Below are 22,604 nucleotides of genomic sequence, written 5' to 3'. Positions count from 1 at the left end.
AGACTTGCTCCACTCCCCTTTTTGTGTCTTTTGATCTTCTTTGTGGCTATCAAAGAAGACGGACCAGAAGCGCAACGTAGATCCTTCAGTCGCTTAGGCTCCTTCAGGATGACTTGAGTTACTTGCTTGCAAGTTGGCGAGCAATTCCACACGACCACGGGCCTGACGGCCCCCGCTCGCTTACTCAAATTCGAACGCCAGTACGGGTTGGTCGCCTTCGAGAAACGTGGTGGTATCGCGGGCGGTGACCTGAATCTCGCCAGGCAGGCCGACCACTTCGCCGTCTTTGATGTTGGCGTCCTTCTCCAGCAGGTAGTGAGCCAGGTTGTAGGCGTGGTTCAACAGCGCCTGTGGCTCGCCGAAGAAGTTCGGTATTTCGATTTCGCGTTTGCCGAACGCCGCCAGCCCGGTGGTGTAGAGTCGCAAGCCGCCCTGGTTGTTGCCCTCCACCTGAAAATCGATCCACAAGTGCAGCGGCAGGTCTTCGCGCGACATCTGCTGGGCGACCTGGCAAAACGCGCCGGGCTCGTGCACCGCGCGGCTGCCGCCCCATTGCATGCCAACAGTGCGCGACTCGGGCAGCAGCGATGCCACCAAGCGGGTGAGTTTCATGCTCTTGGCGATGCGGTCGCGGCTTTCGTCCACCAGGGCCACGATCAGGTGCGCCTTGTGCTTGCCGAGTTGCTGGACTGCATCGGGCCAGTACCAAGCGCGGGCGGCGGGGCCGGCGAACTGGTCGGCCGGGATTGGCTTGTTGACCAGCGTGTAGGCGATGGTGGCCTCGCCCCATTGGAAGGTGGCCATCGCGTCGGTGCGGCTCGAAAGCTCCAGCGACGCCGTATCGGGCGACATTGCATCGCACCGCGCCTGCACGGCCGCCGGGTCGGGTAGTTCCGCGGCGTCGAGAGCAATCAATGCCAACCAAGTGGAACTGGTCATGCCGCCCCCTTCTGCCGTGCCTGCACAATGCGGGCGTGGCCATCCAGGTCTTTCAAGGTTTCGAGCTTCTCCAGCGGCGAATCGGTGACCAACTGTTCGACACGGGCGGCAATCATGGGGCTGATCTCCATCATCAAGATGCCGCCTGGCTTCAACCGTGTGGTGGCCTCGGCGATGAGTCGCTCGACGACCGTTGTGCCTTCAGCGCCGCCGTCGAGCGCCAGCATGGGCTCGAAGTCTTTCACCGATTTGTCGAGTTCGGCCAACTCCGCGGTGGTGATGTAGGGCGGGTTCGAAGCGATGAAATCGTACGTCACGCCATCGTTCACGGCCGCGAACAAGTCGCTTTCGACAAACTCAATGCGTTCTGCCACGTGATGCTTCTCGGCATTTCGCTGGGCGACCTCCAAGGCATGGGTGCTCAGGTCGAGCGCGGTCACGTGGGCTGCTTTCAGGTTCATTGCGGCGCAAATGGCAATGATGCCGCTGCCGGTGCCGACGTCCGCAAGGGCCAGTGGCTCGGCCGCCCTCCCCTGCTCTTTGGCGTGGTCCAGCAGTCCGACGACCAACAACTCGGTCTCGGGCCGGGGAATCAACACGTCTGGCGTGACCTCGAAATCGTGGGAGTAGAACTCCCGCTTGCCCACCAAGTAAGCCACTGGCTTTCCGGCCGCCCGCTCGCGAACCAGCGCGCGGAACTTTTCGCGCAACTGCTCGGAGGCGGGTTCATCGAAAGCGGTATACAGCAGAATTCGCTGGCAGCCTCGGCAGTGGGCCAAGAGCACCTCGGCCTCCAGCCGCGCCGACTCGACCCCCCGCTGCGTAAAGAAATCGGTCGTCCAGTTCAGCAACCGGCCGATGGTCCAGGCGTCGGGATCAGGTTTTGCTTCTACCGGCGTGGACATGTTTGGCTATCGGCTTTCGGCTGTCAGCTTTCGGCTCCGGAATATATCTGGCCGAGAGCCAATAGCCGACGGCCGACAGCCTTACTCCAATCCTTCCATCGAGTCGCGGAGTTGCTGGCGGTCGTATTCGATCATGGCGTCGGTCACCGGTTGCAGGTCGCCAGCGATGATTTGATCCAGCTTGTACAGGTTCAAACCAATGCGATGATCGGTCAGGCGGTTCTGCGGAAAGTTGTAGGTGCGGATCCGCTGGCTGCGATCGCCGGAGCCCACCAGGCTCTTTCGCTCGTCGGCCCGTTTCCGGGCTTCTTCTTGCTGGCGGTGATCGTAGATACGGCTCTTCAGCTCACGCAGCGCCTTGGCCAGATTCTTATGCTGGCTCTTTTCGTCCTGGCACTGCACGACAATGCCCGTCTCGAGGTGCGTGAGCCGCACGGCCGACTCGGTCTTATTTACGTGCTGACCACCCGGGCCGCTGGCGCAGAACTTATCGAGCCGGTAGTCGTCCGGCTTCAGTTCCACTTCCACGTCTTCGGGCTCCGGCATCACGGCAACCGTGGCCGCGGAGGTGTGCACCCGGCCCTGCGTTTCGGTCTCGGGCACGCGCTGTACGCGATGGCCCCCGCTTTCGTAGGCCAGTTCGCGATAAACGCCTTCCCCCTCCATGCCGAGGATGATTCGGCTGAACCCGCCCAGCTCGGTGGCGGCGTGGTCCATGATCTCGACCTTCCACTTCTTCGCTTCGGCGTGGTGCTTGTACATTTCGTACAAATCGCGGGCGAACAATGCCGCCTCGTCGCCGCCAGTGCCGGCGCGGATTTCCATGATGCACCGCGTGCGGTTGGCATCGTCGCCACCGATGGTCAGCCCGAGAAGCTCGTCCCACAGTTCCTCGCGTTCTTCCCGCAAGGTCTCGATTTCCGCCTCGGCGAGCTCCCGCATCTCGATGTCGCCCGAGGTCTCGACCATCTCGCGGGCGTCGGAAATCTGGTCGACCAGTTCCTTGAAGCGGCGGTACTTTCCCGCCAACCTGGCAAGCCCACCATGTTCTCGCGCGGTTTGCGCCAAACGGTCCGAATTCGTGAGGACTTCCGGGTCGACCAAGTCCTTTTCGAGTTGCTCGAATCGAGCGAGCTTGGTTTCCAGTAGATCGCGCATGGTAGCGGCTTGGGATGGAGTAGCTGGACAGATGGAACCGATAGCGCACCTAGGCCGGCGCGCACGAGGAGCGCCAGCCGCATCGGTTCAGCAGCTACTTCTTTTTCTTGCCGCGGGTGAGGCTCGCGTAGCCCGCCTTCGAGAACTTGTTCTTGAACTTCTCGATCCGGCCGGCCGTGTCGACGAACTTCAGCTTGCCCGTAAAGAACGGATGGCAAGCGCTGCAAATGTCGACCTTCAACTCGGGACGCGTGCTGCGAGTGGTGAAGGTGTTGCCGCAACCGCAATGCACGTGCGTCTCGACGTAGTTGGGGTGAATGCCTTCTTTCATGGCGTTTGCGACTCCAGGGGTACAGCCGAAACTGTGGGTTTTATGTCTTTCGCCCGCGGTGTGCGAGCAACCTACTTGCTGGTCGAACCCCGCCCGGCAGAGAATCTGCCACAACAGGGAATCCCTGATTTTATCGGCCACCGGGCACTTGGACAAGAGCCTCAGAACGATTTGACCAGCCGGAAAATAGGAGAAAACCGCTCATTTCTCCCGCCTTCCCGATTCCCCCCTCCACCTCCAGCGCCGGACGCTCCACGTCCGGACCGGGAAAACGCCGGCCGCACCCCGCTTCCTCCCGCCGCTCGGTTCGCTAACATTCGCTTATGTCTCGAATTCGCGAACTCCTGAAGCACGCCATCGACTCCGCCCGAAAACTCCGGCACGCCGAGTGGATTCCCATTGCGGTGCTGCTGGTGGTGGCCCTGGCCATATGGGCTTTTGTCGAACTGGCCGACGAGGTGGCCGAAGGAGACCTGGAGAAATTCGATCGGGCGGTACTGCTGTCGCTCCGCGAGGGGAACGATGCCGACAACCCGCTAGGACCGTCGTGGCTGGAGGAAGCCATGCGCGACGTTACGGCGCTTGGTTCGGTGGCTGTCTTGAGCGGAGTAACCGTGGCGGCTTGCGGATTCCTGTGGCTTCAGGGCAAGCATTCGGCCGTGCTGTATGTGTTGGTGGCGGTGGTGGGGGCACTGGTGCTGAGCTCCACCTTCAAGTGGTTCTACGCCCGCCCGCGTCCCGATCTGTTTCCCCACGGCGACAAGGTTTACACCGCCAGCTTCCCCAGCGGCCACAGCAGCATGTCGGCCGCCGTGTATTTGACGCTCGGCGCACTGCTGGCCCGCTATCAGGAGAAAAGGAAGCTGCGTGTCTACCTGGTGGCCATTGCGGTGGTGCTCACCATCTCGGTAGGAGTTTCTCGCGTCTACTTGAGCGTCCACTGGCCCACCGACGTCCTGGCCGGCTGGACCCTGGGAGCCGCCTGGGCCCTCGCCTGCTGGGTGGTGGCCTACTGGCTGGAGCGCCGCGGGATGATTGAACAGCAGGCGGAGTGAGGTAGACATCTTTACCCTCCGAGTGGGCTCTCAGAATGCCGTAAGAGAATCGACGGGGGGCAGCGAAGTCACGCATCCACAAAGCGACACACACCATCAAAGTCTTCCGGTCGGTCGCCGGCCTCCGCTTCCAGCTGCCTTTCTTCAACGAGCAGGTATACGACCTTGCCTAAATCACTGCTGTCGATGAGCCCCATGTCGCGAAGGGCAACCTTCCATTCACTCTGAAACAGGGCGCGAGCGTACAACGGCACTGCCCGGCATACTTCCATGGCAGAAGTGTGTCGTGGCATATCGTAAGCATCGCCCGGTTCATCGCCGGAATACTGAGGTGCCGTATGGAGCAGGTCGACCACGAACAGCAGCGTATCGACCGCTAACTGATGGCGCGCAGCGATTCCGGCCACTTGTTCGATTCGGGGGTCATCAGCATACCACATATCTACTTCGCCTCTCTGTCTGGGTCCTCCCGCCATTCCGCATCTCTGCGTGACGCAACGACTACATTACTCCCGTTCATGCTGATCCTCCCCTTGCCCCAAGTCTTCCATCCGCAACCAACCGTGGCGATAGAAGAAGGCGAACAGACCCGTGGCGATGCCGACCATTACAAGTAACGCAACCACGTAGGCGTAGGGAATGTCGAGCTCGGGCATATTGCCAGGTAGCTCGGTGTTGAAGTTCATGCCGTACACGCCGGTGATGAAGCTCAGCGGCATGAACACCGTAGCGATGATCGTTAGCACCTTCATGATCTCGTTCATGCGGTGGTTGATCGACGAGAGGTGATAGTCGCGCAGGTCGCTGCTCATTTCGCGGTAGGTGTCGAGCAAGTCCATCAACTGCACCACATGGTCGAAGCAGTCCCGCAAGTAAAGCTGCGTCTCGGGCTTGAACAGGTCGATCGGGTCGGGCATCAATCGCACCAAGGCATCGCGCAGGGGGCGAATGGCGCGGCGCAACATCATCAGTTCGCCGCGAATGCTGTGCAGGTGCCGCATGAAGGTATGCGAGTGCTCCCGCGGCGCGGCGTCGTCCAGGTCTTCTAGCACCTCGCCGCGACTGTCGACGATGGGAAAGTACGCGTCCACAACTGCGTCGATAATGGCGTAGCACAAGTAATCGGGACCGACCTTGCGAATCCGCCCTCGATCTTTGCGCAACCGTGCCCGCACCGGGTCGAGGCAATCGCCCGGCAACTCCTGAATGGTGATCAGGAAGTTTTGGCCCAGGAAGATACTCAGCTGCTCGTCTTTGAGTTCTTCCTCGCCGGCCAGCATCCGCACCACAATGAAGAGATGGTCGTCGTACTCTTCCACCTTCGCCCGCTGGTGCACGTTCACCACGTCTTCCATGGCCAGGCGGTGCAGGCCAAACATCTCGCCCACCTGCTCGAGCATGGCCTGATCGCCTAATCCCTCGACATTAATCCAAGTCACGCCTTCGGCACCGAGATACGGCCTCACGTCGTCGGCCGAATTCAGTGGTCGCTCTTCGAAATTGCCATTCGTATAGTGAATCAATTCGATGGTCGGCTGATGGGCATCGCGTCTCACCTTAATCGTGCCCGGCATGGCACCGGGGGGCGTGTGGCGGCGGATCCTGGGCGTAATCGACTTCAGACGGCGTTTGATCGTACGGAGCATTACAGGCCTTGCGATGAAAGTTCGTTTGTTTCGTTTGCCGGCATTCTAACGTGTTCCGTCCGTCCTCCGCAGGCCAACCTGCGGTTCGCCAGGTCGTTATTTTGTCTCTGTTTGGCGGTGCGGTCGCCTGGCCGGTATACTTTGCTGCACGCTGGCCACAAATTCCACACGAAGGAAAGCACCATGACCAGGCGAATTGGTTGGCTCGCCGCGAAGGCTCTCTCGGTACTGCTCGTCGCCGCCAGCATGGCTGCGGCACAGCCATCGGCCCACGATCGGCCCTTCAGCCCGTTCGGCATCGGCAGCTGCTACATCAACAACCGTTCCTTGAAAGACATGCAGCGGTGGATGCCGCAGATGGAAGCCATTGGCATCACGACGCATCGCACCCCCCATTGCGATTGGGGCGCCCTTGAACGGGCTCCGGGCGAGTGGGACTGGACCGAACTCGACGCCCAGATGGACTACCTCGACGAGTTCGGCTTTCGCTATGGGTGCCTGCTGATCGGCAATCCCGGTTGGAACGAGGCCGACCCCCGCGGCCATTTGCCGGTGAACAACCTCGATGGCTGGTCGAACTACGTCACGCAGCTAGCCCAGCATGTTCGCGGACGCACGAATTGGCTGGAAGTCTGGAACGAGCCGCCCAACTTCACGGGCAAGGACCAAACACCGGAGGACTATGCCAAGATCGTCGTGGCGGCGTACGATGCGGCCAAGGCGGTGGATCCCGACTTCAAGATCGGCCTGGCGGCCAAGAGTGTGCACGTCAACTATCTGGAGCAGGTCATTCGCGCGGGGGCCAAGGATCACTTCGACTACGTCGTGCTGCACCCCTACGAGGTGCTCGATGGCGTGGCCGACGACACCGGCTGCGAGGCGGTGTTCATGAACATCGTGCCGGTGGTGCGAAAGATGCTCGCCCACGTCAATCCCGCCAAGCAGGATGTACCGGTGATCTTCACCGAACTGGGCGCCAGCGCCGACGCGGGTGCCGATCGCCAAGCCCACGCGTTAGTGAAGGCATACACTATGTCGATTGCCCAAGGCGTCGAATGTCTCGAATGGTTTGAAGGTCGCGATGGCGATAGCGGGCCAATGGGTCTGATCGATCGCGAGGGCAACCCGCGGCCCGCCTATCATGCGCTGGCCACGATGATCAAACATCTTGGGCAGTACCCGCAGTACATCGGCTGGACCCGCCCCAACGACCAGGCGCTCGCCTTCGCGTTCCAAGGAGCCAGTGAACCGGTCCTTGTAGCGTGGAGTCCTGATGGCGGTTCGTCCGAAATTGGGTTTTCCCAGGATGTCCGCTTGGTCGACCCTACTACGGGCGAGGCAACTTCCACACGCCAATTGCAGCTGGGCGTAGCGCCGATGCTGGTGCTCGCCCCACCGGCGGCCATGCTCGAGGACGCCCGCGCGAATGCCGCTCGCCCTCTCGACTGGGGCGGCGACTATTCGGACGCGCAAGAAGTTTCCATCACCTTCGGCGACCAGATCATCGAGCGCGGCCTGCACACCCGAGCAGGCGCCGACGTTGCCAAGGCCGTGGTGGCCTATGGCGGATCGGCTCGGGCGGGCGACGTGCCGGGCGGCAACGCCTTTATCGTCGACCCTGGCTTCCTGTGCTACGACTCGGTGCCCATCGAAATCACGATCGAAGTTCGCCGCAACGAGGCCAACGACAACTCGGGCTTTAAACTGGTGTACGAGTCGCAGGACGGCTTCAAAACCGCGGGCACTTGGTACACCGTGCCCGACAATCAAGAGTGGCACACCGCCCGCTTCCGGATCGACGACCCGCAGTTCGTCAACTACTGGGGCTACAACTTCCTGCTGCAGTCGGACGGAAACGAGTACAACAAGTACTTGATTCGCAAGGCAACGGTGCGAAAGTTGGCGGAGTAAGCGGATAGTCGCGGGCTATTCTTCGTCCTGTACCAGGTTTGGATTATCGAACTGAAATCCCATTCCTTCCTCGTCATCCAGCCAGTCAACCGTCGTGCCATCCAGGTAGCGGACACTTGCGCGGTCGACGACAACGTTAACGCCGTGGCTGACGGAGACGAAGTCATCCACCGGGTCGATCTGCTCATCGAATTGCATGCCGTGGCGGAAGCCCTGTGTGTCATCACCGTCGATTGAAAACCGCAGATGCGCGGGCGGAAGATCCTCCATACGTCGAGCTATTTCTTTGGCCGCCGCCGAGGTTAGCTGCACCACGCTTCGCTCGGCAGCTGTTGTCCTGCTGGGATCCCGGGCGAGCGAGGGATCGCCAACCGCCTGCTCCAGTTTCATGGTGGGCGGATTCGCCGCGATCACTTCAAGAATGTCTTTTGCAGGGCACAAACGCAGGAACGTTTTTCCCGCATCGCTGCCACCACGGGCCAAGGTTCCCAGCACCTTGCCGGTGCGTTGGCTGATGATGGGAGAACCACTTTGCGACTGCAGTTGGATCTCATCGACCAGCTCGATGCCGATGTACTCGTCGGCCACCTCATCGACAAATCCTGCGACCATCTCGTAGCCCTCGGGGGCATCCGCATCCTTGTTGGGCAACCAGACGCGCTCGCTAACTTTCGGCCGCGGACGATCGTCCAACTCCAGCGGCTGGCAATCCACGGTAGCCGGCTCGTCGCCCACGATAATGAAATAGTCGCGGCGCAAGTCGAAGACATCGGGACCCACCTGCCCTCCATCGCCCGGCGCACCAAGCGAATGCGTGAATTGAAAGACCTCGCTGTCGTCAGGAACCGCAAGCCACTCGGCCGAGACCATGGGCGCCCCCTCGAAATCGAGAAAGTGCGCACTGGTCACGCCCACTCGTTTGCCATCGGCGGTTGCCACCACAAAGCCCGTCCCCTGGTGCGTAGTTTCCCCATCCGCAAACTGAAACCGCGGCTGAAAAACCAGTTGCCCCGTCGGCTGGGGAACAGTCGGCGCCTTTTCGCAACCGCACACGGCAAAGCAGACAACGACAACCAGTAAACAATGCAGCTTCATCACTCGAACCTACTTAAGCACTCTGCCCCAATTGGACTCCACTCACAGTGACATGATTGCAGGAAGTATAACGGCAAGTTGGCGGAGGTGCACGCAGTGAGGAAGACATCCACCAAACGCAGGATGCTCGCCTCGGCGAGCCAGCGAAGTCGGTGGAATGAATCTAGGCAACTGGCGCTGCACCTGATATGCTTAAGGTGCGGATCAGTCAGGGGCACGACTCGTTGCGCAGGCTGGGCGATAATGTACCCGGCAGTCTTCTTACCGCTAATGATCGCGGATTCTATGGGTTCGACGCATCGTTGGACCGCGCGCAGTCTCAGCGCATTGCTCTGCCGCCTCCTTTATATTTCCTTCGCTATTTTCCCTTGGCGGAACACCGGGTGTGTGCGCTACCGAAGTGCCAGATTCATTGCTTTTTCATTGATTCATTCCTGTTATTTCGAGCAATCCGATGACACGTTTACTGTTATGGTGCTGTGCTACGGCGCTAGCGCTACAAGCTGGCTGGGGTCCGACACCGGCCCGCGCAGACATTTATCAATGGGAGTACATCGACCCTACCGATCCCTCGCAGGGCCGGCAACAGTCGACAACGCTTGCGCCAGATGGGGCAGGGTTGGTGCCATTGCCGCGAATGATTGGCTCCTCTGGTGACCTCACGAAGGCTTACCTGAGCGGTGCACAACTCTCAGGAGCCTTTTTCTACAACACGACGTTGGTCAACGCCGATTTCAGTAGCAGCAATCTGCGTTACGTGAGATTCATCGGGAGCAACTTGGAATCTGCGCATCTTCGCAGCACGAACCTGGCAGGTGCTCACTTCTCGGGAGCAACGTTGACTGGCACCGACTTCACCAATGCAGAAATTCGGAACACTAGCTTTGGAAACACAACGGACGGCGGACTCTCGCCGGAGCAAATCTACTCGACCGCCAGCTATAAGCGCGGCGATCTGACAGGCATAAGCTTAGAACGCAACGATTTGGCGAACTGGGATTTTGCCGATCAGAACTTGACCTATGCGAATTTCGATCTAGCAGGACTAGATGGAGCAGATCTTAGTGGCGCCGATCTCCGCCATGCTAGTTTCATTGATTCGACAGTCGACAAAGCGTCATTCATTGATGCGGACGTTCGCGGGGCGATATTCAATGATGCGCCGATTCATAGGATGCCATTCCCCTACTGGACGCATGGGAGAATCACAAATGACCAACTCTATTCCACGCGCAGTTATAAGGACGCCGATCTAGAAGGGATAATCCTGCACGAGTGCGATCTCAGAGATTGGGACTTCGCCGGGCAGAACCTGACTGATAGTGGATTTGAAAGCGCATGGCTAAACGGCGCCGACTTCAGCCGTGCAAACTTGACGAACGCCAACTTCAGTTATGCAAGTCTAGCGACTGCTGACTTCTCCGACGCAGTGATCGCTGGGTTATCTTTTGCACATACTGACCTGACAGCTACCCAGCTATACTCCACTGCCAGCTACAAAGTCGGCGACCTAGCGGGAATTAATTTCACGAGCGGCAATCTTAGGAATCTGGATCTCGCCGATCAGCAACTCGCTTACGCCAACTTGGGATCCTCATCTTTACAGGGCGCCAACCTCAGCGGCGCCGACCTGACGGGGGCCGTCCTCAAAGGCGCCTACCTGCAAGACACCAACGTCGCCGCTGCCAAAGTACGCGGGGCGAGCTTCGCGTCGACAACCACGCGAGGGTTCACATCGGAACGTTTATATTCGACCGAGAGCTATCAGACAGGCGACCTCGTCGAGATGGATTTAAGCTACAACGACCTCACCAACTGGGACTTTGCAGGGAAAGACCTCACGGGAGCGTCGTTTCAGGGTGCCACGCTGACTGGAGTAAACTTCGCTGGAGCAGAAGTTCGCAAGGCCAATTTTCATAAGACGTCGACATCGGGCGCGGGAATATCGGTAACGCAACTCTACTCCACGGCCAGCTACCAGTCAGGTGACCTGACTGGTATCGACCTTCGCGAAAACGACCTCGCCGGCTGCGATTTCCGTGGAATTAACCTCACTGATGCGAATCTCACTGGCGCTACGCTCACTGGTATCGATTTCACCGATGCGATCGTATCTGGGACCACCCACGGTGGAGGGAACAATGCCATTTCCGCTGCCCAGCTCTACAGCACTGCAAGCTACAAAACCGGCGATCTCAGTGGTGTTAGGTTTACCAATAGCGATCTCGGCGGTTGGAATCTCGAAGGCCAGAACCTCAGACAGTCATCCATCGTGGGAGCCGATCTAGCCGAGGCCAACATGACCAAGGTCAACCTGCACGAGGCATTCTTCATGTTCGGCTCCCTTGCCGGCGCAGACTTTACTGGAGCGAATATTACGAATGCTCGCTTTCAAGAAATAGACTACGTTGGCGCTGATTTTAGCGGAGCCGACATTCGCGGGACCCGGTTCTTCCATACGCGCGATTCGATCTTCACTCCGTCACAACTCTACTCCACCCTGAGTTACGAGATAAGCGACCTGTCCGGAATTCAGTTGGCCAGTCCAATCCCAGGCAATTGGGATCTATCGGGCATAAAGCTGGTCGGGTGCGAGTTCGGTGCGCTGACAATGGTTGGCGCCGACCTTCGTGGAGCAAATCTGGCCAGCACCTGGTTTTCAACCGACTGGTTGCCTTCTGGAAGGTTGATAGGTACCAATCTGAGCGGTGCTGACACTCGGGGTGGCGCCCTTGATACTTCCGATATCATCAAGCACAACTTCATCTACCCCGACGGCCACATCGAAGGCCTCCACATCGAGGCCAGCGAGACGATGCGACTGTGGGACTTCGACCCGGAGTTGATCCCTCGGTACAAATCAGAGCCCATCGGCGATATCCCCATTGTCGTCACCCAGGCGATGTCCATCCACACCGACGGAACGCTCCGCATCGTCTTCGAAGACGACCAGTGGGGGTCGACGGTCCACTACGAATCGGCCATCCCCGTCGAACTGGCAGGTACTCTAGAACTTCTGTTCGACGGGCACGTCGCTCCGCGAAGATTGATCGGCACCACATTCCAACTGTTCAACTGGACGGGTGTCGATCCCCATGGTGAATTTGCCACGATTGTCGCCGATCCGCGGGCGACGTGGGACACCTCCGCTCTGTACACCACGGGCGAAGTCACTCTGGTGTCAGCGGTGCCCGAGCCTGCGGGGGTGTTTCTGGCATGGGTGGCAATCGGTCTTGCCGCCTGGGTAGTGCAAGCTCGCCAAGTCGGTGTAAGAAAAACGCCGTTGAACTCCGGTAGTGACCTGATCTAATAATAGCGCGGCACTCTGCTCGCGTCGGCGGTTGGGCGACTTGGCCGTTGGTGGTGGCGAGGTGTCGTGCTGCGCGGGATCGTCCGGCATGGGGAAATCTATCGTCGGCGATCTTTCATTATTTCCATTCGGCGTGTTCCGCTTTTACGGCGACTCTGACTCCCCCCAAGTTGCTACTTTCCTTCCCAAGGGTTTTGTCCCACCGGGGCGCCAACCTGTACCAAAACTCTCGGCTAACCTGGCATTTTCGATGCCATAAACCGCTTATATAAAAGGACTTACGCACGCCCCCGCCTCCCGAATCGACCGAGTTTTGGGCCCGTGAATCGTTGTTCCCCTGCATTGGCCCAATACGGCCAGGCCCCCGTGCGGACGGCGCCTGGCGAACCGCGGCGGGGGGACGAATGTTGGTTGAGTTTGCCGGAGCCCGGCGGCAAGATAGGCGGCGTGCTGAACCTGCCCTCCCCTGTTCCTGTTAGCGAGTCCGTGATGCGTCGAAATATTTTGCTGTGCTTGGTAGTTGTGCTGGCTGCTTTCATGCTCGGTCGTGCCGCTGTGGCCGACGAGCCCGTGATGCTGCCTTACATCGATGGCCCTTGGTGGCAGGTGGCGGGCAATCCCGATTTAGGCGAGTACACGACCGATCGTCAGCAGCCCGTCGACTTTGCCGTCTGGCAGGCGGCCGATGGCACCTGGCAACTGTGGAGTTGCATTCGCAAGACCGCTTGCGGTGGCAACACCCGGCTGCTGGCCGGTTGGGAGGCCGACTCGATAACTGACAGCGACTGGAAATCGACCGGTATTCGGTGGATGGCCGAACCCAAATACGGCGAGACCCCCGGCGGCATGCAGGCGCCGCACGTGGTGCAGCACAACGACCAGTACCACATGCTATATGGCGACTGGGAGAACATCTGCCTGGCCACCAGTAAGGACGGCAAGAACTTCGAACGCTACGTCCGCCCCAACGGCACCACCGGGCTGTTCAGCGAGGGGCTGGGAACCAACACTCGCGACATCGTAGCGCTGGAGCACGATGGCAAATGGTACGGCTACTACACGGCCTATCCCAATCGTCAGGGCGCAGTGTACTGCCGTACCTCCGACGATCTGAAGCATTGGAGCGAGTCGACCAACGTGGCCTTCGGCGGTGCAGCGGGTGTCGATCCGTTTGCGGCCGAGTGCCCGCACGTGGTGCGCAAGCATGGCCGTTTCTACTTGCTCCGCACGCAGGACTACGGCATCAGCAGCCGCACTTCAATCTACAGTTCGACCGATCCACTGAACTTCGGCCTCAATCAAGATCGACTCTACCTGGTGGGCGAGATGCCGGTCGCCGCGCCCGAGTTGGTGATCGACCACCAAGGTCAGGACTACATCGCAGCGCTCAACCCGAAGCTCGATGGCGTCCGCATCGCCAAGCTCGGTTGGACGTTGCCGCCGAAGCAAGGTGAATTGGTGTTCGACTTCGAGTCGCCCGAACAGCGTGGCAACTGGCAAGTCACTGAAGGCAACCTGCCCGCAGTGTTCACCCAGTCGAGCCGCAGCGGCTTCGCTGCTCCCATGACGCACTTCATCGGTACGGCCGAGCTGGAAGGTGGCAGCTTCGACGACGATCTGACGGGCGTCATCGAATCGCCTGCGTTCCGCGTGGAAGCTCCCTGGCACATCGCAAAGCTGTCGGGCGGTTCGGACAGTCGGCGTCTGTACTGCGAGCTGATCGACGAAGAGACGGGCGGACGCCTGGCGCGATTCAGCCCGGCGGTCGACTCGAACACGATGCAGAATCACGTGCTAAACACGTCGGCTTTCGTCGGCCAGACGGTCCGCTTGCGAGTGGTCGATAAGGGCACCGGAGGCTGGGGCCACATCAACTTCGGCGGCCTGTATCAGGGCGTGGTGGTAGAGCCCTCCGGCGAGTAAATGGGTCCGTTTCGGAGCTTGGCGAGCCGGGGTACAATGCAAGTTTCCCCGACCCACTCATTCGCCAACCTACGTTGCAGCCATGTTTACCGGACTCGTCCAAAGCCTTGCGGAAGTCGCCCAACTCATTGCCGAACCAGGTGGCGTGAGATTGGTGGTTCGCGAGCCGGAGATGGCGGCCGGCACCGAGGTGGGCGCCAGCATCGCCAACAACGGATGCTGCCTGACCGTGGTCGAGGTCGAGGGCGATTTGATCAGCTTCCAGGCGGGCGAGGAAACTCTCTCGCGGACCAACCTGGGCAAGCTGCAGCCGGGCGACCGCCTGAATCTGGAGACCTCGCTGAAGATGGGCGACGAGATCGGCGGCCATCTGGTCACCGGGCACATCGACGGTCTGGCCACCGTCGACCAACGGATCGACGACGCCGAGTGGTCGACCATGTGGTTCCGCGTCCCCCAGCGGCTGACCAAACAGATGGCCAGCAAGGGTTCGGTGGCCGTGGATGGGGTGAGCCTGACGCTGGTGGACGTGGAAGACGAGCGATTCAGCATTGCCCTGATTCCCCACACCCTGTCAGTCACCACGCTGGGCCTCCGCAAGGTGGGCGACACGGTGAACATCGAAACCGATGTGCTGGCCAAGTACGTGGAGCGGCAACTCGAGGGGTCAGGCACTCCGACGAACTGAGTCTACTGGGTGTCGCAACGTAGATCCTTCAGTCGCCTAGGCTCCTTCAGCATGACATTTCCTCCAAACTCCAACTCCAAACTCTCAACCTAGTGTCCGAGCGCCAAACCAAATCGTTCCTCATGCAGCGGCTCCGCGAAATCGGAGTCGAGCCCGCTTCGCGCCATGGGCAGAACTTCCTGATCGACCTGAACCTGGTGCAGATGATCGTCGACTCGGCCGAGCTCGATCGACGCGACGTGGTTCTGGAGGTCGGCACCGGCACCGGTTCGCTCACGGCGATGATGGCCCAGCAGGCGGCCCAGGTGGTTACGGTGGAGATCGACGGGCACCTGTACGAACTGGCCAGCGAACAATTGCTGGAGTTCGACAACGTGACCATGCTGCACACCGACGCCCTGAAGAACAAGAACCACTTTAACCCTGAGGTGCTGGACACCCTCGGCGGGCGGCTGGCCGCGGTGCCCGACAGCCGGCTAAAGCTGGTGGCCAACCTGCCGTACAACGTGGCAACGCCGATTCTGTCGAACCTGCTGTCGTGCGAGCACACGCCCCACTCGATGGTGGCCACGATCCAGAAGGAAGTGGCCGAGCGAATCGTCGCCCAACCATGGACAAAGGATTACAGCGCCCTGAGCGTGTGGATGCAGGCGCAATGCGACTGCGAAATCGTCCGGGTGATGGCCCCCAGCGTGTTCTGGCCGCGGCCGAAGGTCGACTCGGCGATCATTCGTATCGTGGTGAACGAAGAGAAACGCAACTCGATTCCCGATCCAACCTACTTTCACCAGTTCGTCAGGTCGATCTTCCTGCACCGCCGCAAGTTCCTGCGGGCCAATGTCGTGGCGGCGATGAAGAAGCACCTGAACAAAGAACAAGTCGACCAGTTGATGGACGAGATGGACTTTGGGCCGGACACACGCACCGAGCAACTCGCCGTCGAAACCCTGCTGGCGTTTACGGAAAAGGTTCGCGCCGTGGCGCCGGCCTGGAAGCTTTAGGCAACGCCCAGCGACCGAGGGCCCAATTATTCCCCGCGGGTCCCCTGCCCCCCAATTTGTGCTACAATCCGTCTCGGCGGTGAGCGTGAATCTTTCGGAGGAATCTAGCAGATGGCTTTCATTGAAATGACCGGGGCCACCCTGGACCGGATCATCAGCGAAGACGAGTTGCACCACGACAACCTCGAAGAGGCTGGTGTGCAAGATGGCACCATTGTCCGCGTGAACCGCGAAGGCGACATCGAAGTCCGCCGCCGCGAGGGTTGGGATGTCGTTGGCGGCCTGATCGGCGAATTCGAGGACCGCATCAAAGCCGAAACCGGCCTCGACTGGGCCTGACGACGCGCGCCAAATAATTCGGTCCGGATGCCGGGAACTACTGTTTGCCATACCACGTCAAACGGCGAGCGGATCCCAGTTCCCCGGAGCCCCCATCCATGCGACGCGTCCCCCTGATTGTCCGCTCGGCCGTGGTCTGTTCGAGCGCCACGCTGCTGGCCGGATTTGTGGCCTTCAAAGCAGGAGCATTCAACGCATATCTCCGCGGTGGCTCGTCGACTCCCCACTCAAGCGCCGGCTCCGTGCACGAACCACCCCCGCAGATGATGCCGGGCTCCAAGTTCGCACCGGTCGGCCTGAACCATGGCGATCCGTTTGGGCTCGACACCAGCGCGGATTCCATCGTCCCTCCGCCCAGCGTCGCCGAGCAGATAGACCGCTCCGAAGTACTGCGGGCGTCCAGCAGCAAGAGTGCGGTGCCACTGTACGATGCGGAGACCATGGCCGCACCGGAGCACCTGATCGAGCAATCACCCCAGCAGCATCAAGGCAAGCTGCGAGCCTGGGGCAGTAAAAGTGCGGTACCACTAATCGATACCGAGAAACTGCCAGTGGCCGACGCCCCGGCGGCGGCGCAAAGTGTCTCGAAGGAGCCTTCCCAACCGGTGTTTCTGCCCAGCTCGAAGCGGGCCCCCGTGTTCGAATTCACCCCCAACCCCGCAGGCGGGCCGGTCTCGCCGCCGAGGATGCTGCCAGGCAGCAAGTCGCTGGCGCCGCTCATCGAGACTTCGCCACCGGCGGTTCGCAAAACGGCGCCCTCGACCATGGGCAAAGGTTCGAAGGCGAAAGGAGGCTGACATGCAGTGGACGACACTTGGCGGAATGCTGCTCTCGGCGGCGGTTAGCTTTCTCTTCCTGAGCATTGTGTTCCGCCCCTTGGAGATGGTCTTCCCCGCCAAGGCGAACCAAAAGTTTTTTCGCCCCGACTGGTGGACCGACCTCTGCTTCTTCCTGGGACAGTACCTGCTGTGGAGCAGCTTGGTACTGTGGGCCTTGTACTATGTGAATATGTGGGTCGATGGCTACGTGCCGAGCGGCTTTCGCGCCCAGGTGGCGGCCCAACCCTGGTGGCTGCAGGCCATCGAAGTCGTGCTGCTCTCCGATTTCCTGATCTATTGGGCGCACCGGCTGCAGCACTCTAACTCGTTCTTGTGGCGTTTTCACTCGGTGCACCACACGGCCCAGCACCTCGACTGGCTGGCCGCGCACCGCGAGCACCCGCTCGACTCCATCTACACGGTCGGCATCATCAATCTGCCAGCCGTGGTGCTGGGATTCCCGCTGGAGACGATCACCGCGCTCGTGGCGTTCCGCGGCATCTGGGCGATCTACATTCACTCGAATGTCCGCCTGCCGATTGGGCCGCTACGGGTGTTGATCGGCGCACCAGAGCTGCATCACTGGCACCATGCAAAAGACCGCCGTGCGGGCAACTACGCGAACATCAGCCCGCTGATGGATGTCCTGTTCGGTACCTATACGTGCCCCGACCACGAACCGGAGGAGTTTGGTGTCGAAGAGCCAAGCCCCAGCAACTACGTGGGGCACATGATCGTGCCGCTATTGCCGAAGAAACAGCAACCGACGGCGACGAATCCCGCATCACCAGAGGCGGTGGGTACCCAGCCAGCCCGCGGCGAAGCATCACTCGGTACTGGGTGAACTATCCGGCGAAGCAGTTTCGTTTCCCGGGCTCTCGGGTTTGAGCTGCACTCGAATCTGCCCACGAATCTGGACAAACTGCAGAAGCCCGCTACCCATCTGCTGACGCACCTCGCGCGGCGTGAGCTGATGTTGCCGAGCGTATGCGTCGATGGTCATTGTGCCGGCCAGGGCGCTGTCGCGTGTGGGGGCCGGCGTGTGCATGGGGGCCATGAAAGTTCCTCCGCCAAAGGAAGTGCTAAATGCCGCGAGGGTGCTGACGCTTGTTCCGATTATACCCGGTGTCCGCCCGCCCCCAAGCCCGAATGCCGGGGCGGAACGCCTGCCCACGGCCGGTGGTGGCTGGTACGCTAACAGAGAAGAATTCCTTACGACCCACAGGCTCTCCTTTCATGGCTCGAACCGCAGACATCGACCGCAAGACGGGCGAAACCGACATTCAACTCCAGATCGACCTTGATGGCTCGGGCAAGGCCGACGTGGCCACCGGGGTGGGCTTCCTCGATCACATGCTCACGCTATTCGCCAAGCATGGCGTGGTGGACCTGACGGTCCGCGCCAAAGGAGACCTTGAGGTCGACCAACACCACACCGTCGAAGACGTCGGCATCTGCCTGGGCCAGGCCATCCGCCAGGCCGTGGGCGACAAGCAAGGCATCCGCCGCTACGGGCACTTCACCCTGCCGATGGACGAAACGCTGGCCACCGTGGCCATCGACCTGAGCGGTCGGCATTACCTGGTATACAACGCTCCGACGCCGACAGCCAAGATTGGCGACTTCGACACCGAGCTGCTGGAAGAGTTCTGGCAAGCCGTGTCGGCCAACGCCCTGTGCAACCTGCACATCGTGCTGCATCACGGGCACAACAGCCACCACATCTCCGAAGCAGTGTTCAAAGCGGCCGCGCGGGCGCTAAGGATGGCCGTAGAACACGACCCCCGCTGTCCTGGCGTGCCAAGCACCAAGGGCACGCTGAGCGAGTGACAAGAGCAACAGGCCGCGACCAGCCTAAGCAGTCGCGGCCTGCATTCTATTGCGTCGCCAGAAAGTCGATTCGTTGGCTACGGCCCACAGCGGATCTATTCGCCGCCGAAGTGGTCGACGTAGTCTTCCATGGCTGCCTTGATGACGTTCTCGGCGTGCTTGCGACCGTAGGGCGCATCGATCTTCACGCGATCTTCGTCGGGCGAGAGCATCTTGTAGGTGCTGAAGTAGTGACGCAGACGGTCGACCAGCACACTGGGCAGCTGCGAGACATCCTCCACACCCATCCAGGCCGCGTCGGCATCCAGCACTGCGATGATCTTGTCGTCGGCTTCGCCGTTGTCGAGCATCGGTAGGCCACCGACTACGCGGGCCGAGAGGATGACTTCCGAGTTCTGAATCGGCCGCTCGCTGATCACACAGATGTCCAGCGGATCACTATCGCCCGCTTTCGCTCCGGGCATCATCTCCTTGACCCGCTTGCCGCAGTAGGTCTGAGGGATGAACCCATACAACGTGGGACAAAACGACGACGTGCGATTGGGTCTGTCGACCCGCAGATAGCCGGTCTTCTTATCCAGCTCGTACTTCACCCGATCGAAGGGCGTCAGCTCGATGTACGCGTTAAGTATCGTAGGCGGCTGCGGCCCGACATCCAAGCCGTGCCAAGGGTGCGGCCGCCAACGATAAAACGGCGAGGGAAATCCCATATTGCAGTTCCCAGTGAAGTGAATTTCTCGCCCAATGCTGCTCTACACCAACCGGCCAACTCCGTTAGGAAATTGGCATGTCTTCTTCGTTGACGTAAGTCTCGAGGAAGCGGGTGAGCAACTGGAAGTCGCAATCCGTTTCGATGTATCGCACGACGGTAACCAACGTTTCGGGGTCGACCAGTTCCTCGAACGGAACGTAGTGCAGCTGCAACTGACCCGAAACCGAAACCATCACGCCGTTGAGCTTCTGTTCGACCAGCGCCCGGAATGCACCGACACCCAACTGGCTGCCGAGCATCACGTCGAAGGCGTGCGGGATGGCACAACGGGCTTCGTAGCCCAACTGCAGCGGCGTGACCTTTCGCTTCGAACCCGTTTGCCGTGCGTACTCTTCGGCAATCAACTTGCCGAAAATGGTGTGCAGGCTGATGGCCGAGATGTTGATGTGACCGTGGTCGTCGCGGCCGATGCCTTCCAGATAGCTCTGCGGCATCAACTCAGCCAGGCCCTCGGCAATCACCACCACACCGTACTTCTTGCCTTCCCGCTCGCGGGTGGTCATGGTCAGCACGATCCTCTTGATGACCTTCTCCAGGTCCATCACGTCGCGCTGGGTGGTCTCGCCGGTCGTGGGGTTGGTGTACTCTTCGGAGGTGCGATACTTGCCGCGGATGTCCTCAACGCTGATCACCAGGCTGGCTTCACCGGCGATGGCCACACCGTAGGCCAACCAACCGGCACTGCGGCCCATCGATTCGACCAGGAAGTAGGCGTTATTCGCCTCGGCGTCGGCCAGCAGGTTGCGAACTTCGCGAGCCAGGAAGTCGACGGCCGTGAAGTAGCCGAACGTGAAGTCGATTCCGCGGTAGTCGTTGTCGATGGTCTTCGGCAAGTGCACCACGGGGATCCGGGGAGCATCGTCCGGCAGCGTGTCCTGATATAGCTTGAACTTGTTGGCGGTCTTCAGGGTGTCGTCGCCACCGATGGAGATGAGCGCCTCGACGCCCAACGAACGCAGACCTTCGTAGGTGGCCTTCAGCGGGGCCACACGCTCCGGGTCTTCCAGGTGGGCGGGGCTCGACACCATCTTGCCGGGGTTGGTGCGGGCGGTGCCGATCATGATGCCCTGCTTGCTGCGAGTGCGGCTCAGCATGGCGTGGTCGATCACCACGTAGTCCTTGCCCTGCTCCAGCGGCTTCGAAGCGTCGAAGTCCGCCAGGCTCGAATAACCGTGCTTCATGCCGATCACTTCGGCGCCGTGACGCAGGAACGAGACCGCAGCGGCCGAAATCACTGCGTTGGCTGCCGGTGCGGGGCCACCGGCGAACAGAATACCGACTCGGCGGAAGTTACTTTGTTCGGGAAATGGTCGGGTGAGTGCTTCTGACATGGCTGGTACAAGTAGTTACGAGGTGAAAGAGTGTAGTCCGCCCGGTGGAAACGGCATTGTACATGCCAGTAGCCATGTCGAGAATGGTCGGTCCCTCTCCAGTCGGCCCCACCTGGCACACCAACTGCACACTGTTCAGTCGTTCATAAACGTCCGCTCGACAAAAGTCGTGTCGATACGTCCTTCGACGAATGCTGTGTGGCTGAGAATCTCGTGGTGCAGCTTGGCCGTGGTCTTGATACCATCGACCCGCAATTCGGAAAGCGCCCGCTTCATGCAAGCAATGGCGTCCTGGCGGGTGGGCTGGTGGACCAGCAGTTTGCCGATCATCGAATCGTAATGCGGCGGCACCGTGTAGCCGCTGTGGACGTGCGAATCCCAACGGACACCAAAGCCGCCGGGGGCGATCAACCGCTCGATGCGGCCAGGCGAAGGCTGGAAATTTCGATCGGGATCCTCGGCGTTAATTCGACACTCGATCGCAGCGCCGTTCTGCTGCACGTCGTCCTGCGTGAACCCGAGCGGTTCACCCGACGCCACCTTGATCTGCGCCTTGATCAGGTCGATGCCGGTCACCAACTCGGTGACCGGGTGTTCGACCTGGATGCGAGCATTCACTTCGATGAAGTAGTATTTGCCCTGTTCATCCACAATGAATTCGACGGTCGCGGCGTTGGTGTACTCGGCCGTACCGATCAGGCGCCGGGCAGCCTCGCACATCTCGTTGCGGGTCGCGTCGTCGATGCTGGTGCTGGGGCTCTCTTCGATCAGCTTCTGGTGACGTCGCTGAACCGAACAGTCGCGTTCCCACAGGTGCACCACGTTGCCATGGCTATCGGCGATCACCTGCACTTCCACGTGACGGGGTTGGCCGATGTACTTTTCGAGGTAGACGTCGCCGTTGCCAAACGCGGCTTGGGCTTCGGCCTGCGCCTGCTGCAGCGCCGACTTGAGCGACAGATCGTTGGCCGCCACACGCATGCCGCGCCCCCCGCCGCCGGCCACGGCCTTGATCAGCACGGGGAAGCCCACTTCGTGAGCAAACCGCATGGCCTCGTCTTCCGACTGAATGACCCCTTCGCTACCCGGCACCACCGGCACGTTGGCTCGTCGGGCGAGTTCGCGGGCGGCGTTCTTGTCGCCCAGTTGCGCCATGGCCTCGGGCATGGGGCCGATGAAGTCGATGTTGCAGCTGCGGCACACTTCGTTAAAGTGGGCGTTCTCGGCCAGGAAGCCGTAGCCGGGATGAATTGCCTGAACGTTCCCTACCTCGGCAGCGCTAATCACGCTGGCGATCTTCAGATAGCTGTCGGCGCTCTTGGCCGGGCCGATGCAGTAGGCTTCGTCGGCCAGTTGCAGGTAGTGGGCGTCGCGATCCGCCTCGCTGTAGATGGCCACCGTTTCGATGCCTAACTCGCGGCACGCGCGGATCACTCGCAGGGCGATCTCACCTCGGTTGGCTACTAGAATGCGTTGGTACATCGCGGCGACCGGCTGAAAATACTCGAAATGGCAATTGGAAATTCGATGGCGTTTAGCTCAAGCGAGCCAC

At 60.4% G+C, this 22,604-nt stretch carries 21 protein-coding genes; 10 read left to right on the top strand and 11 right to left on the bottom strand.

The window, feature by feature from the left end:
- Positions 1-180: 180 nt before the first annotated feature.
- The 4 genes from NG895_RS06795 to rpmE form a co-directional block, all read right to left on the bottom strand.
- Positions 181-939 (bottom strand): DUF4261 domain-containing protein, encoded by a 759-nt coding sequence (locus NG895_RS06795; RefSeq protein WP_252851713.1) that lies wholly within the window; start codon positions 937-939, stop codon positions 181-183.
- Complete coding sequence (gene prmC / locus NG895_RS06790; RefSeq protein ID WP_252851712.1) at positions 936-1,844, bottom strand: peptide chain release factor N(5)-glutamine methyltransferase; 909 nt, start codon at positions 1,842-1,844, stop codon at positions 936-938. The genes NG895_RS06795 and prmC overlap by 4 nt, the downstream gene beginning before the upstream one ends.
- 81 nt (positions 1,845-1,925) lie before the next feature.
- Positions 1,926-3,002 (bottom strand): peptide chain release factor 1, encoded by a 1,077-nt coding sequence (gene prfA / locus NG895_RS06785; RefSeq protein WP_252851711.1) that lies wholly within the window; start codon positions 3,000-3,002, stop codon positions 1,926-1,928.
- Positions 3,003-3,096: 94 nt separating this feature from the next.
- The gene (gene rpmE, locus NG895_RS06780; RefSeq protein WP_252851710.1) at positions 3,097-3,333 is read right to left on the bottom strand and encodes a 50S ribosomal protein L31; all 237 of its coding nucleotides are present in this window, start codon (positions 3,331-3,333) and stop codon (positions 3,097-3,099) included.
- A gap of 323 nt (positions 3,334-3,656) precedes the next feature.
- Here rpmE and NG895_RS06775 point away from each other — a divergent pair, with 323 nt between their 5' ends.
- Positions 3,657-4,388, top strand: a complete 732-nt coding sequence (locus NG895_RS06775) for a phosphatase PAP2 family protein (RefSeq protein ID WP_252851709.1) — start codon at positions 3,657-3,659, stop codon at positions 4,386-4,388.
- A gap of 68 nt (positions 4,389-4,456) precedes the next feature.
- Here NG895_RS06775 and NG895_RS06770 read toward each other — a convergent pair whose 3' ends face one another.
- Positions 4,457-4,828: a hypothetical protein gene (locus NG895_RS06770; protein WP_252851708.1), complete on the bottom strand. Its 372-nt coding sequence runs from the start codon at positions 4,826-4,828 to the stop codon at positions 4,457-4,459.
- A 66-nt stretch (positions 4,829-4,894) separates the two neighbouring features.
- The gene (corA, locus tag NG895_RS06765; protein WP_252851707.1) at positions 4,895-6,034 is read right to left on the bottom strand and encodes a magnesium/cobalt transporter CorA; all 1,140 of its coding nucleotides are present in this window, start codon (positions 6,032-6,034) and stop codon (positions 4,895-4,897) included.
- Positions 6,035-6,217: 183 nt separating this feature from the next.
- Here corA and NG895_RS06760 point away from each other — a divergent pair, with 183 nt between their 5' ends.
- Positions 6,218-7,945: a GH39 family glycosyl hydrolase gene (locus NG895_RS06760; RefSeq protein ID WP_252851706.1), complete on the top strand. Its 1,728-nt coding sequence runs from the start codon at positions 6,218-6,220 to the stop codon at positions 7,943-7,945.
- Positions 7,946-7,960: 15 nt separating this feature from the next.
- On the opposite strand, the gene NG895_RS06755 is transcribed toward NG895_RS06760, so the two are convergent.
- Entirely contained in the window at positions 7,961-9,040 is a 1,080-nt protein-coding gene (locus tag NG895_RS06755) for a HesB/IscA family protein (RefSeq protein WP_252851705.1), read from the bottom strand.
- Positions 9,041-9,494: 454 nt separating this feature from the next.
- Here NG895_RS06755 and NG895_RS06750 point away from each other — a divergent pair, with 454 nt between their 5' ends.
- The 7 genes from NG895_RS06750 (at position 9,495) to NG895_RS06720 (ending at position 17,963) form a co-directional block, all read left to right on the top strand.
- Complete coding sequence (locus NG895_RS06750; RefSeq protein WP_252851704.1) at positions 9,495-12,350, top strand: pentapeptide repeat-containing protein; 2,856 nt, start codon at positions 9,495-9,497, stop codon at positions 12,348-12,350.
- 489 nt (positions 12,351-12,839) lie between these two features.
- On the top strand, positions 12,840-14,273 hold the full coding sequence (locus tag NG895_RS06745; protein ID WP_252851703.1) for a glycoside hydrolase family protein: 1,434 nt from the start codon (positions 12,840-12,842) through the stop codon (positions 14,271-14,273).
- 82 nt (positions 14,274-14,355) lie between these two features.
- The gene (locus NG895_RS06740; protein WP_252851702.1) at positions 14,356-14,961 is read left to right on the top strand and encodes a riboflavin synthase; all 606 of its coding nucleotides are present in this window, start codon (positions 14,356-14,358) and stop codon (positions 14,959-14,961) included.
- Between the two features lie 92 nt (positions 14,962-15,053).
- The gene (gene rsmA, locus NG895_RS06735) at positions 15,054-15,962 is read left to right on the top strand and encodes a 16S rRNA (adenine(1518)-N(6)/adenine(1519)-N(6))-dimethyltransferase RsmA (RefSeq protein WP_252851701.1); all 909 of its coding nucleotides are present in this window, start codon (positions 15,054-15,056) and stop codon (positions 15,960-15,962) included.
- Positions 15,963-16,073: 111 nt separating this feature from the next.
- Complete coding sequence (locus NG895_RS06730) at positions 16,074-16,301, top strand: hypothetical protein (protein WP_252851700.1); 228 nt, start codon at positions 16,074-16,076, stop codon at positions 16,299-16,301.
- Positions 16,302-16,399: 98 nt separating this feature from the next.
- On the top strand, positions 16,400-17,098 hold the full coding sequence (locus NG895_RS06725; protein ID WP_252851699.1) for a hypothetical protein: 699 nt from the start codon (positions 16,400-16,402) through the stop codon (positions 17,096-17,098).
- A gap of 1 nt (position 17,099) precedes the next feature.
- Positions 17,100-17,963, top strand: coding sequence for a sterol desaturase family protein (locus tag NG895_RS06720; RefSeq protein ID WP_252851698.1), 864 nt, complete (start codon positions 17,100-17,102; stop codon positions 17,961-17,963).
- Here the strand turns inward: NG895_RS06720 and NG895_RS06715 are convergent.
- Positions 17,946-18,176, bottom strand: coding sequence for a hypothetical protein (locus NG895_RS06715; protein ID WP_252851697.1), 231 nt, complete (start codon positions 18,174-18,176; stop codon positions 17,946-17,948). The genes NG895_RS06720 and NG895_RS06715 overlap by 18 nt on opposite strands.
- 179 nt (positions 18,177-18,355) lie before the next feature.
- On the opposite strand from NG895_RS06715, the gene hisB reads away from it, so the two are divergent.
- Positions 18,356-18,949, top strand: coding sequence for an imidazoleglycerol-phosphate dehydratase HisB (hisB, locus tag NG895_RS06710; RefSeq protein WP_252851696.1), 594 nt, complete (start codon positions 18,356-18,358; stop codon positions 18,947-18,949).
- A 95-nt stretch (positions 18,950-19,044) separates the two neighbouring features.
- Here hisB and NG895_RS06705 read toward each other — a convergent pair whose 3' ends face one another.
- From NG895_RS06705 to accC, 3 genes are all read right to left on the bottom strand, one after another.
- The gene (locus NG895_RS06705; protein WP_252851695.1) at positions 19,045-19,659 is read right to left on the bottom strand and encodes an inorganic pyrophosphatase; all 615 of its coding nucleotides are present in this window, start codon (positions 19,657-19,659) and stop codon (positions 19,045-19,047) included.
- Between the two features lie 64 nt (positions 19,660-19,723).
- Positions 19,724-21,052 (bottom strand): 6-phosphofructokinase, encoded by a 1,329-nt coding sequence (locus NG895_RS06700; RefSeq protein ID WP_252851694.1) that lies wholly within the window; start codon positions 21,050-21,052, stop codon positions 19,724-19,726.
- Between the two features lie 135 nt (positions 21,053-21,187).
- Positions 21,188-22,534, bottom strand: coding sequence for an acetyl-CoA carboxylase biotin carboxylase subunit (accC, locus tag NG895_RS06695; RefSeq protein ID WP_252851693.1), 1,347 nt, complete (start codon positions 22,532-22,534; stop codon positions 21,188-21,190).
- Positions 22,535-22,604 lie beyond the last annotated feature (70 nt).

Origin of the sequence: Aeoliella straminimaris (assembly GCF_024054565.1) — a bacterium.
In the GTDB taxonomy this organism is placed as follows: Bacteria; Planctomycetota; Planctomycetia; order Pirellulales; family Lacipirellulaceae; genus Aeoliella; species Aeoliella straminimaris.
The sequence above is the reverse complement of the archived record's forward strand: the minus strand, read 5'-3'. Positions and strand labels throughout refer to the sequence as shown.